Origin of the sequence: Streptomyces sp. NPDC086080 (genome assembly GCF_044540255.1) — a bacterium.
Lineage (GTDB): Bacteria > Actinomycetota > Actinomycetes > Streptomycetales > Streptomycetaceae > Streptomyces.
The window spans coordinates 20,331-31,254 of the sequence record NZ_JBITRU010000054.1 but is presented as its reverse complement, the minus strand read 5'-3'; the positions used below and the strand labels follow the sequence as shown (position 1 = coordinate 31,254).

General features: G+C 73.7%; 8 protein-coding genes. 6 read left to right on the top strand and 2 right to left on the bottom strand.

Features of this window, described 5'->3' with window-relative positions:
* Positions 1–138 (bottom strand): helix-turn-helix domain-containing protein (locus ACIF9R_RS35825; protein WP_399986913.1); only part of this gene is annotated, 138 nt, incomplete at its 3' end.
* Positions 139–842: 704 nt separating this feature from the next.
* Here ACIF9R_RS35825 and ACIF9R_RS35820 point away from each other — a divergent pair.
* Together ACIF9R_RS35820 and ACIF9R_RS35815 are read left to right on the top strand one after the other, a co-directional pair.
* A complete protein-coding gene (locus ACIF9R_RS35820) occupies positions 843–4,079 on the top strand; it encodes a hypothetical protein (protein WP_399986909.1) in 3,237 nt (1,078 codons plus the stop codon).
* Between the two features lie 206 nt (positions 4,080–4,285).
* A complete protein-coding gene (locus tag ACIF9R_RS35815) occupies positions 4,286–5,605 on the top strand; it encodes an RICIN domain-containing protein (RefSeq protein WP_399986907.1) in 1,320 nt (439 codons plus the stop codon).
* On the opposite strand, the gene ACIF9R_RS35810 is transcribed toward ACIF9R_RS35815, so the two are convergent.
* Entirely contained in the window at positions 5,584–5,874 is a 291-nt protein-coding gene (locus ACIF9R_RS35810) for a hypothetical protein (RefSeq protein WP_399986905.1), read from the bottom strand. The two genes, ACIF9R_RS35815 and ACIF9R_RS35810, sit on opposite strands and share 22 nt — an antisense overlap.
* A 662-nt stretch (positions 5,875–6,536) precedes the next feature.
* Here ACIF9R_RS35810 and ACIF9R_RS35805 point away from each other — a divergent pair.
* The 4 genes from ACIF9R_RS35805 (at position 6,537) to ACIF9R_RS35790 (ending at position 10,890) form a co-directional block, all read left to right on the top strand.
* Positions 6,537–6,869 (top strand): hypothetical protein, encoded by a 333-nt coding sequence (locus ACIF9R_RS35805; RefSeq protein WP_399986903.1) that lies wholly within the window; start codon positions 6,537–6,539, stop codon positions 6,867–6,869.
* Between the two features lie 75 nt (positions 6,870–6,944).
* Positions 6,945–7,268, top strand: a complete 324-nt coding sequence (locus tag ACIF9R_RS35800) for a WXG100 family type VII secretion target (RefSeq protein WP_399986901.1) — start codon at positions 6,945–6,947, stop codon at positions 7,266–7,268.
* A gap of 73 nt (positions 7,269–7,341) precedes the next feature.
* Positions 7,342–7,809: a type VII secretion system-associated protein gene (locus ACIF9R_RS35795; protein ID WP_399986900.1), complete on the top strand. Its 468-nt coding sequence runs from the start codon at positions 7,342–7,344 to the stop codon at positions 7,807–7,809.
* Between the two features lie 36 nt (positions 7,810–7,845).
* Positions 7,846–10,890 carry an AAWKG family protein gene (locus ACIF9R_RS35790; RefSeq protein WP_399986898.1) on the top strand — a complete coding sequence of 1,015 codons (3,045 nt, stop codon included), beginning with the start codon at positions 7,846–7,848 and terminating at the stop codon, positions 10,888–10,890.
* Positions 10,891–10,924 lie beyond the last annotated feature (34 nt).

Here is a 10,924-nt window from a genome sequence, read left to right as displayed (position 1 = left end):
CCACGCTTCGGTGCGCGCGGCGAGGGCGAGGTTGTAGACCTTCCGCACGCATCCGAACGTGCGGGACAGCTCGGCTGCCTGCGCGTCGGTCGGATAGAAGCGGTACTTGAACGCCCGCTTCACGTGGGTGGTCTTCACGGTTCACATTCTACCGCATCAGTTTGTGACGGAGGGCGGGCAGTTGGAGGTGGACGCCGGTCCGCCCTGGCGGCGAACCGGCTTTCCCTGCCCTGCTCCGCAGGAGCTTCGTTTCCTCCCTGCCCTGAAGGACGGGGTATCCACGAAGGAGAACCCGGATGACGTCACGGGGACGAGCCCGCCGGGCTACGGCATGCGCACGGGCCCGCCGGGCGACAGCACCGGCGGGGGCGGGCGGGCTGGTGGTAGCGGCAGCCGGCCCGCCCGCGCAGGGGGGCCGCCGTCCCCGCCGTCCCGGCGCCGCGGCAGTGCCCCGGGCGGCCGTGAACCGATCCGGTTCCGCCGTCGTAGACGCGAGGGGGCGGCGCTCCGTGTGCGGTGCGGCGCCCCGGCCGGTGGTCGGTGAGGAAGGCGGAGACGGTACGGGACCGCTCATGTTCCCCGCGCCCGAACCGCACCCTCCGGCCCTGCCGACCGCTCCGTCCCCCGCCCGCGTCATGGTGCCCGGTCCCCCGCCGGAGCGCGCGTGCCGCTCCGCGGCGGGGGACGGAGACGCATGACGACCGGTCCGCGGGCGCACGGCCGGGTGACGGGAGCGGTGCCCGGCTTTCCGGGCGAGCCAAGGACTGTGAGGCGACGATGAGCGAGCGGACCGGGCCCTGTGCGGAGACCGCCCGGCGGAGCGGTACGGGGGAGAACCCCGAATGAGCCGGTGGACGACCTCTCTCTTCTCCCGGCGCGCCGCCGCCCCGGCAGCGGGCGGCCTCCCGGGCGACAGCGCCACGCGACCCGCGCGACCCGCCGGCCCGGCTCCGGTCGAGGAGGTCGACGGCGTGGTGCTGCTGCGCTCGGCCGGTGACGACTTCCCTTCGCTGGCCGAGGCGGCGGAGGTGGCCCTGGCCGTCGGCGGGGAGGACACGGTCACCGTCCTGGTCCGCGCGCCCGCCCCGGGCGGGGACACCGCCACGCACTGGGCGCGGCTCGGCGATGTCCTGGACACCCTTCGGGACCGGGACACCGACCGGGTGCGGCTGGTGCTCTCCGGCGCCGGGCACGACCGTACGGACCGGCCGAGCCTGGCCCGGCGGATCGCCGACGCCTGGGAACTGGAGGTGATCGCCCCGGACGGAGCCGTGCTCATCACTCCCGGGGGAACGCTCTTCGTGCAGCAGCCGGCCGCGCCCGGCGGGGGCTGGTGGAGTTTCGGCCCCGGCACCGCGCCCCGGCCGCTGGGCCGCCGGACCCCCGCGCCGGCCTGGCAGGACGCCCTGCGCCAGGTGCCCGGCCGCACCTCCGGCGGCTGTGTGGTCCATCAGATCCCCGCCGGAGTGGTGATACGTCCCGCCGAGGCGCCCACCCCCGGTACCGACGACCTGAGCTTCGCCGTGCCCGTCCACCCCGAGCGCCCTCTGGTGCTGGTCGGCGCGCCCGACGCGGAGGACGTGGCCGCGGACGAGGTCGCCACCGTGCTGGCCGCCCTGCCCGCCGAGCACCGGGCGCGGGCCCGGCTGGCCCCCGGAGGGCGCCGCGACCTGCTGCGGCTCGCCCAGACGGTCGCCGACATGCTCGCCGGTGAGGTGGAGGTGCTCACCGGGATCCCGCTGCTGGGCGGTGACCCCGAGGCGCCGGGCAGGGTCCGGCCCACCCTGATCGGCCGCACCGGGGAACGGACCTGGCAGCCGTATGTCACCGCCGTGGTCTGCGGGCCCGCCGGCGCCGGCGGCCGTCCGCCGATGCCCCGCCCGTCCGCCGTGCACCCCGCCCTGATGGGAATGCCCGGCGGACGGCCGGACTTCGCCGGGCTCACCGACGGCTGGGGTGTCGCCGTCACCCGGGCCGGACTCGCGGTCGTCCCCCTCGACGGGCCCCGGCCGCCCGTGGTCACCGTCCCCGTCGACCCGGACGCCCTCACCCTCGAACTGGGGGTCCCCGGGCGGCCACTGGACGACTCGGTGCTGCCCGCTCTGACGCGGCTGCTGATCGAGCTCGGCTTCCGGTCCCGGCCGCGCACCACGCTGCTGGTGCGCGGCCGGCTCACCATGAGCGAGCGGGCGCTGCGCGAACTGGCCACCGAGCACGGCATCTCCGGCATCCGCTACGTCACCGCCCGCCCCGCCCCGCCCCGTCCGCGCAGGGCCGGCGGCCCGGCGGCGGCACCGGCTGTCGCCGGGACAGCGGCGCAGGGGCGGCCGACCGCGGGCCCGTCGGGCGTGACGGTCGTGTCCGGTGCCCGCCCCGAAGCTGCGCAGGCGGCCCAGGCAGGGCAGGCGGTACGACGTCCGGCCCTCGCCTCCGCCTCGACGCCCCCGGGCACGTCCGCGGCAGCGCGCCGCCCCGCACCGGACGAACCACCTCGCCAGCCCCGGCCCGGTGCATCCGCCCGGAACGAGAGCCTTCCGCCCCGCCCTTCCCCGGCGGTGAGCACGGGCGAGTCCGCGCACCGGCACACTCCGAACGGTCCTGAGCGCACGGGCCGTCCGTCTTCACGACCGGGCGGCGGCACGGACCCCGTCCATGCCCCGGACGGGCGGAGTCCCGGTCCCGCACGCCCCGGCCCCGCGAGCGGGGAGACCCCGCACCGTCACGCCGGTGGAACGGGGGTCCCGCCCACCACCGCCCCCGGCGCGCCGGACGCACAGCTCCGTGCTGGCTCCGGTGACGGTGACGGTGGAAGGACCGGCGCTCCGACGCACGCCCCGCGGACTCCGCCCGCCCCCGACAGCTCCGCTCCGCCCCGTCCGGCCCCGTCCGCCGGCGCGGGCACCGGCCTGCCCGCCGTCCCCCCGACATCCGGCAGCGCTCCGGACCGCCCTGCCGCGCCCGCCGGCGACCGAACGGCACCGGATCCCCTCCCCCGCCCGGTCTCCCTCCCCACCTGCAGCCCCACCGACCCGCATCCCGGCTCCGCCGACGGCAACACTGGCCTGCCCGCCGTCCCCCCGGCACCCGACACCGCGACGAACCACCCTGCCCCGCCCGCCGACAACCGAACAGCACCGGATCCCCTCCCCCGCCCCGTCTCCCTCCCCACCTGCAGCCCCACCGACCCGCATCCCGGCTCCGCCGACGCGGGCACCGGCCAGCCCGCCGTCCCCCCGACATCCGGCACCGCTCCGGACCGCCCCGTTGCCGGCCGTACTCCCGGCGAGGGGGCGGCCCCCGTCCGGTTCCGCTCCGTGCCGTACCGGCCCGATCACCTCAGTACCGCCGACGAGCGCGCCGGTTTCCGGGCCCTCGCGGCGGCCGGCTGGGAACGGCACGCCGCCGCGGTGCTGCGCTGGCTCACCCGGATGCCCGGGTTGCGCGGCCAGGAGCTGGAGGAGGCCCGCGCCGACCTGATCGCGCTGCACGCCTACCTCACCGACGAGGACGGCCCGCTGCACCACACCGCGCTCGTCGGCGACCTGCGGGCCGGGAACGGGCGGCTGCCGGGATACGCGGCCTGTCTGGCCTCCGCGCTGCGCCGGCTCCCGTCCTACCGGGGCGTGGTCCTCCGGGGCGCGGGGCCCGACACCGGTGAGGAGCTGCCCGAGCCCGGCGCACTGCTGCTGGAACCGGCCCCGGTGGGGGCGCTGACCCTGCCCCGCGCCTGTCCGGAGGGTTCCCCGGTGCGGTATGCGATCTGGTCCACCACCGGCCGCGCGGTACGGCAGTTGCTGGACCGGCCCGCGGCCGCCGGAGGGGCGGGCGAGATCGTCTTCGCTCCCGGCAGCGCCTTCCGGGTGCTCGGTGTCCGCGCGACGCACGGTGCGCCGGTGACCCTGCTGCGGGAGCTCCCGGCAACCGCCGCCGTCTACCAGGACGGCGCGGAGGAGGAGCTGAGCGGCCTGGACCGCTCGGCACTGGACCGGCTGGAGAAGGCCCTCGACGGCCTCCTTCCCGGCGGCGCCGGGCCCGGCTGGCCGGACCGCTGCACCGGACCGGTGGGGCACGGCGGATGACCCATCCCGCCGCGCGGCCCCGGAATCGGCTCGGACTGGTTCGTACCGGAACAAGCGGTTTCGTACCGGCACGGACGGGTTCGTACGGGCGCGCCGGAGGTCGGACAGTACGGCGGCGGCAGGGACCGCCGCTCTGGCCGTGTGGCACCGCGCGCATGCGGCGCCGCCACGCGGCAGACAACCGTGAGACCGAAGGAGAACGAGCGATGTCACCCCAGAACAGGCCGGGCGACGGCGGACCACCCGTCCGCCGCGCGGTGGCGCTGCCCTCGGTGGGCCACGATGCGGAGCAGGCCCTGCGGCCCGCCCCGCGCCACGGAACGCCCACCACGAGCACCGCCACAAGCACCGCCACAAGCACCGCCACCGGTACCACCGCCGCAGCCGGCGCAACGGCCGTCGGGACCGGCCGCGACGAGACGGAGCCCTCCTCCGCCGCCGCCTCGGCCTCCCACGAGCCGGCGGCTCGGGAGGAGACCGCCGAACCGGACACGAACCGCCGGGAACGGCCGGAGGCAGCGGCCGCTTCCGCCACCCCGGCCGCCCGCACCCCCGCCTCACCGCACGGCGCCCGGGGCCCCCTGGCCGGACTGGCCGCCGTCCTCGGCGGCGCCCGCCGGACCGGCGGAGCCGGGCGGGGCAGCGGTGACGGGCGGGGCAGCGGTGACGGTGACGGAGACGGTGACGGCGCGCCGGGGCGGCCGAAGGCCCCCATGCTGGCCGCCGCCGGGATCACCGGGGTGGTCCTGATCGCCGTACCGCTGCTCGTCCTGGTCGGCAACGACGGGGACGAGCGGACCGAGGACCGCGCCACCGTGGCCGCCGACTCCCGGGAACTGGGCGACGGGCAGGGGGTGCAGCAGCAGCCGGACGTCTACGTCGCGGAGAGTCCGCAGGACGACACCCCGGCCGGCTCGTCGAAGGGCCGGAACCGGAACGCCGACGACGCCGGGCGCGGGAAGGATCAGCCGAAGGGGGAGGACGGCTCCGGCTCCGCCCCGGTCACGGCCACCGACGGCGACGCGGCCCGCCCGCAGGCCGCCGCCCGGCAGCCGGAGAAGGGGGAGAGGGAGGAGAGCCCGGTGAAGAAGACGGCCCAGAAGTCCGAGAAGCAGGCCACCGCCGCGGTCACCGTCGTCTCCGCCCGGATCGTCAGCGCCGACACCGGCAAGTGCCTCACCGCCACCACCCGGGGAGCCGGGGCGGAACTGGTCATCCAGCCCTGCGGAGCCTCGGAGGGCGCCCAGATCTGGTCCTTCCACGACGCCGACCGGACCCTGCGCGTCGGCGGGGACCTGTGCATGGGGCTGGACGGCGGGTCGGTGTCGAAGGGCACGGCGCTCCGGCTGCAGCGGTGCGACGGGTCGGCCGGACAGAAGTTCAAAATCAACGACGCCGAGGACCTGGTGTCGCTCAAGGCCGGCACCATGTGCGCCGACGTGTGGTGGGGCAAGGAGGCCAACGGCACGCCGGTCAAGCTGTGGCCCTGCACCGGCACCGCCAATCAGACCTGGCGGCGCGGCTGACACTCTTCCCCGGGCGTTCCCGCGCACCGCGCGCGAGCGCCCGGGGGCTGTCCCGGGACGGTCCGGGCCACGGCCGCGGGCAGTCCCTCGAACGACGGCAGCCCGATGCGCGAGAGCATCAGGGTCACCTCGGTGAACCGCTCTTGTTCGGCCGAGCACTCCGCGCACTGTCCGAGGTGCTCCGAGACCCCGGCGTCCGGTCTGCCGTACCGGTCCCCGGCGAGGGCATGGACGGCCAGTTCTTCCCTGGTCCGTTCGCAGTCCAGCATGTCTTCTCCTTCGGCCTGGGCTCCGCTGCCACGAGTGGGAACGTCCCTGCTACCGCGACGGTTCACCTCGTCACTCTCGGTTCGGGTCACCACCCGGTCATCGCGGTCCGTCATCGCGGTCGGTGTCGGCCGGAAAAATCCTCGCGCGGTGTGAACCGGTCCCCGGCCGGCACCGTTCCTGGGGTGAGTGCACCGGATTACCCCGGGGCAGTTTTCTCCGTGGCCGGCCCCTCCACCCCCCTGGAGGGACCGCCGCGGGGAGTGCCCGTGTCGCCGCCCCCCGGCGGCACGGGCTTTTCGCATGCCGGGATTCGGAAGGGATCGGGCCACGGAACAGTTCCGCACCGTCCGTACGGAAAAAATTTGCTTTTGACGGCCGGTGGACGGGCCGTGGCGGAACGTCACGCCCGACGCTTTGTCGCCAGGTGCAATTCACCCCGGCGTCCGGCGAATGCTCAGGTGAGCAATGGCCGGGTATTCCGCACCGCTCGGACGAGCACCCTTTCCCGAGGTGTGCCCGGAACATTTCTTGAGAAGCAGCGTGTACGCACTAGCATCTTTTACGATCTGGCTGCGGGCAGACCGGTCCACCGGACTCAGCAGTTCCCATGTGCTCGCGTACGTACTCAAGCGGTATTCGATTTTCACAGTGGGAGGCCTGCATGGACATGCAGCAGTCGTCGCGCGAGGCGACGTCCAACGGAATCAACGCCCTCGGCATGGCTCTTGACGGTATCTCCAACATCCGCAAGGACGTCGATGCCACCGGCGCGAAGCTGACCTCGGGATACGGGGGCGTCGACGGCAAAGGGTTCCAGGACCTGCTCGCGCAGTGGCAGGAACAGGCGGGAATCATCGCCAAGAACCTCGGGGAGATGCAGGTGGAGCTGATGAACACCATGAAGGAGCACGGGCAGGCGCAGACCATGGCCACCGACCTGGTCGGAGGCGCGAGCCAGCGGACGAAGACCGTCCTCGACGCCCTCTCCGGCTGACCCTTCCTCCCCCGGCCCCATGCCCCGGGACCCTGATCCGGACCCGGCCCCACGCCCGCATCGAAACGAGGACCGATGAGCGAGAACTACACGGACGGCATCATCCATGTGAGCTACCGCCACATGGACAACGCCGCCGACGACCTGGTCGAGCAGACCAAGGCGATGGGCAAGACCCTGCAGTCACTGGAGCTGGAGCTCAACGCGCTCCAGCAGACCTGGATAGGTGACGACGCCGACGTCTACCACGAGAAGAAGCGGCTCTGGGACGCCGCCTACGCGCGGATGGCCAAGCTCCTGACCGACAACGCCTTCCTGCTCACCGACATCTCCGGCCACTACCGCTACACCGCGGGCAACCTGGCCCAGCGGTGGTCCGACGTGCGGATCGGCCGCTGACGGCCCGACGGTTCGTCAGGGCGGGCGAGCCCAACAGGCCGGCCGGCGCGGACCCGTCCGCCGAGGAGATCACATGACCGACACCACACCGACCACGACGCTCGACGTCGAGTGGCTGAAGAAGTTCAGGAACGGCCCAGTGCAGGACTTCATCAGGGAGATCGACCGGATGGGCAAGGCGGACGGCTCCGTCCAGCCGATCGGGGACATCGCCTCGGGCGCCAAGACCTCGAGCACCATCGACACCACCAAGCCGCTGATCATCGGCCCGCTCGCCGGGGACGACTCGCTCAGCGGCGGAAAGCTCAACTCGGCCGTGCAGAGCACCGCCGACGCCCTCGCCGGGCTGCTGCGGCACCAGAAGGTCCTCTTCGGCGACATCGACGAGGCCATGGCCGACACCGTCAAGGAGCTCACCGCGGCCCAGCAGGACAGCCTCGCGAAGATGACCGGCGACAGCTTCCTGGAGGTGTGGGAGGACGTGGAGAGCGACCTGTCCTCGGGCAGCGGCACGGCCGGCGGCCGCGGCCTGGGCTCGTAGGCCGCCCCGGCACCCCACACCCCACGGAGAAGCGCCATGCCCGCACCCGCCGGCAAGACCAACGACGACTACTGGAAGAGAGCGGTCGACGCCCTCACCGGCTACACCCTGCCCGACCGGAAGACGTTGTTCGACGACATGAAGGGCAGCCACGACATACCGCTCATGTATGTGTGGGTGGACCGGAACATCAAGGTGCCGGGCACCGGGTACCTCCCCGGGTTCGCCAGTTCCGGCGGGTGGAAGAGGGAGGGCGCCGACTTCATCATCCCCTTCTACACCATGGCCAGGCACGGCGACGGGCTGGACCACAACAAGGCCCACGTCCACCTGATCGGTGCGCCCGTCGACGAAGGGGGCAGCACCCGCTACCCGGCCGGCGGCCAGTTCACGCGGTCCGGGAAGTGGGACAGCAAGCACCTCGAGAAGAGCGACGGCTCCCATTTCACCTGGGACAACAGCAAGTTCTCCCAGTACACCGTCGGATCCGCCCGGGCCCTGGCGGAGATCGCCGGCAAGGAGGGCAGCACCCGCGGCTTCTCGCACAGCGGACTGTCCGTGGACGACACCCTCGCCGTGCACCTGCCCTCCTTCACCGACGTGGCACTCTCCTTCGAGCGGGTCAACCGGTTCCTCATCAACCAGTCGAAGGTGCTCGCGGACTGGGAGAAGAAGGACATCGGCGAGGGAAGCGCCGAGTGGGCGGGCAGCGCGGCCGGCCTCTTCAAGCACCTGGTGCACAGACTGAACCGGAACTACGAGGGCTACGTCGACCAGCTCGCGCCGCCCGGCGAGGGCGGCAACGGCAACTCCCTCTCCTTGTCCGGCGGTCACGTGTTCACCACCTACCCGGGACGCACGCTGGTCGACACCGCCGACGCCTACCGCGACGCCGCCCGCCGGCTCAGCCAGGCGTGGTCCAAGTGGCACCACCTGATGGGCTCCCCCCACCGGTGGCTGGTGGACCACCTCTGGGACATCTACGCGCAGGTCCTCGACAACCAGATGGCGTTCGTCGACTTCGAGACCCGCGGGTTCACGTCGTACCCGGTGCGCACCGAGGCCTACAAGGGCTACGTCGAGATCGACGGCCGGCAGATGTGGCTCAGCGAGTGGGACGCCTGGCGGGCCATCGGCCAGCTGGCCGTCGACCGGTGGCAGAAGAGCGTCGACGACGCCCTCGGCGAGATCGCCAAGGAGGTGCTCCCCGCGCTGGACAGGACGCTCGCCGACGCCGTGGACGCCTTCCCCCAGCAGCTCACCGACCGGGACACCAGCTCCCTCGGCGACGTCTCGGTCAAGGAGGCGAACAAGAAGCTCCTCGATGAGCAGAAGAAGCGGCTCCAGGACCTGGGCGGGAACAACGAGCTCTCCGAGCAGGCGCTGGCACACCAGAAGAAGGTCCAGGAGGACTACGAGAAGGACCGCGAGGCGGCGAAGAAGGCCCAGGAGGATGCGCGCGCGCAGAACGAGAAGGACCGCGAGGAGGCCAAGAAGTACTCGGACGAGATCCGCAAGCAGAACGAGCAGGACGCCGCCGAGGCCAGAAAGGCCCAGGAGGATGCGCGCAAGCTCGGTGAGCAGGACCGGGCCGAGGCCAACGCATACGCGGAAGAGGCCCGCAAGCAGAACGAGCAGGACCGCGCCGCGGCCAACCTCTACGCCGAAGAGGCCCGTCGGCAGAGCGAGCAGGACCGTGCGGACGCCCAGGCGCTCATCCCCTCGCCTGCCGTTCTCGGCCCGGCGGCCGGCGGCCTGGCCGACGGCGACCGGAAGAAGGCCACGGAAGAGGCGCGCAGGCAGAGCGAGGAGGCTGCCGCCGCGGCCAGGGAGTACCGGGAACAGCTCCGGGAGGCGAACGACGACGACCTGGAGGCGGCCCGCGGCCTCCTCGGCGGCACCCGCGCGGCCGATCCGGATTCCGCCCTGTCCGATCTATCCGATCTGTCAGACCTATCCGCCGCGGACAACGCCCGGCTGGAGGCCGAGCACCGGCGCGAGACCCTTCAGGCGCAGCTCGCCCTGGACACCGCCGAACACCGGGCCGACCAGCAGGAGCAGGACGCCCGGGCGGACTACGAACAGGCCAGGGCCGACGCGCAGAGCAGCTACGAGCAGGCCCGGCAGGAAGCCGACCGGGCCCGCGCCGATGCCAGGGCCGCCTACGACAACGCCCTCGCCCGGGGCGAGGACCCGGCCCGGGCCAAGGAGGAGTACGACCGGGCCGTGGCCGAGGCCGGCCAGCGGCAGCAGGCGGCCAGGGCCGAGGCCGACCGTGACCTCACCCAGGCCCGGGAGCAGTACGACCGGGCGATGGACGACGCCGCGGCGGCCCGGCAGGAGGCACGGGAGGAGTACGAGAGCCGGATCGCCGGCATCGACGGCCGGCACGAGGAGCTGGGGCTGGACCGCCGTACCCCGCAGGAGATCGTCCGGGACAAGCTCAGCACCATGTCCGAGCCCTACACCGCCCCCCTCCCGGCAGGGGCCGGCACCGTCTACGCGCCGGGCCTCTTCGACACCGACGCCTTCACGTCCGCCGGTTACGGCCCCGACCTGCCCTCCGGCGATGTGCCGGCGGGCACCGCCGAAGCCATCCGGGCCGCCGCCGCTGCGGGGGACGACACCTACGGGGCGACCGTCGACGAGGCGTACGGCGCCCTCGGTCAGAACGCGTCGGCGGCGGCCGGCGCGACCGCCGCCGGGTCCGGACCGGGGTCGGGGTCGGGTGCCATGGCCCCGCCCATGTACCCACCGATGGGCGGCATGGGCGGCGGTATGGGAGGCGGCGGCCAGGACCAGAACGGGGCCGGACGGCAGCGCAACGTGCTCGACTCCCCCATCGTCCGCCGGCCCACCCGGGCGGGCCGGGCGGGAGACAGCCGGGAGAACGCCGTCCCGGCCGCCCGGCGGGTCGCCACCAGCGCCCAGGTCCCCTTCGCACCCCCGATGTCGGGCGGCAACGAGCGCGGACAGCAGACCAGCAGTGGCCGGGCCCGTACCGCGTGGACCGCCGAGGAGGAGCACGACGACGTATGGGGAACCGACGAGGGTGGCGCCCCGCAGGCGCTCGGCCGGTGAATGAGCGCGACACCGGAGGAGCCGTAAGAGCCGT

What these genes read in the sequence shown, in the direction of transcription:
- ACIF9R_RS35805 (WP_399986903.1), top strand. Translation starts at nt 6,537, where the DNA reads ATGGACATGCAGCAGTCGTCGCGCGAGGCGACGTCCAACGGAATCAAC.
- ACIF9R_RS35790 (WP_399986898.1), top strand. Translation starts at nt 7,846, where the DNA reads ATGCCCGCACCCGCCGGCAAGACCAACGACGACTACTGGAAGAGAGCG.
- ACIF9R_RS35820 (WP_399986909.1), top strand. Translation starts at nt 843, where the DNA reads ATGAGCCGGTGGACGACCTCTCTCTTCTCCCGGCGCGCCGCCGCCCCG.
- ACIF9R_RS35795 (WP_399986900.1), top strand. Translation starts at nt 7,342, where the DNA reads ATGACCGACACCACACCGACCACGACGCTCGACGTCGAGTGGCTGAAG.
- ACIF9R_RS35815 (WP_399986907.1), top strand. Translation starts at nt 4,286, where the DNA reads ATGTCACCCCAGAACAGGCCGGGCGACGGCGGACCACCCGTCCGCCGC.
- ACIF9R_RS35810 (WP_399986905.1), bottom strand. Translation starts at nt 5,874, where the DNA reads ATGCTGGACTGCGAACGGACCAGGGAAGAACTGGCCGTCCATGCCCTC.
- ACIF9R_RS35800 (WP_399986901.1), top strand. Translation starts at nt 6,945, where the DNA reads ATGAGCGAGAACTACACGGACGGCATCATCCATGTGAGCTACCGCCAC.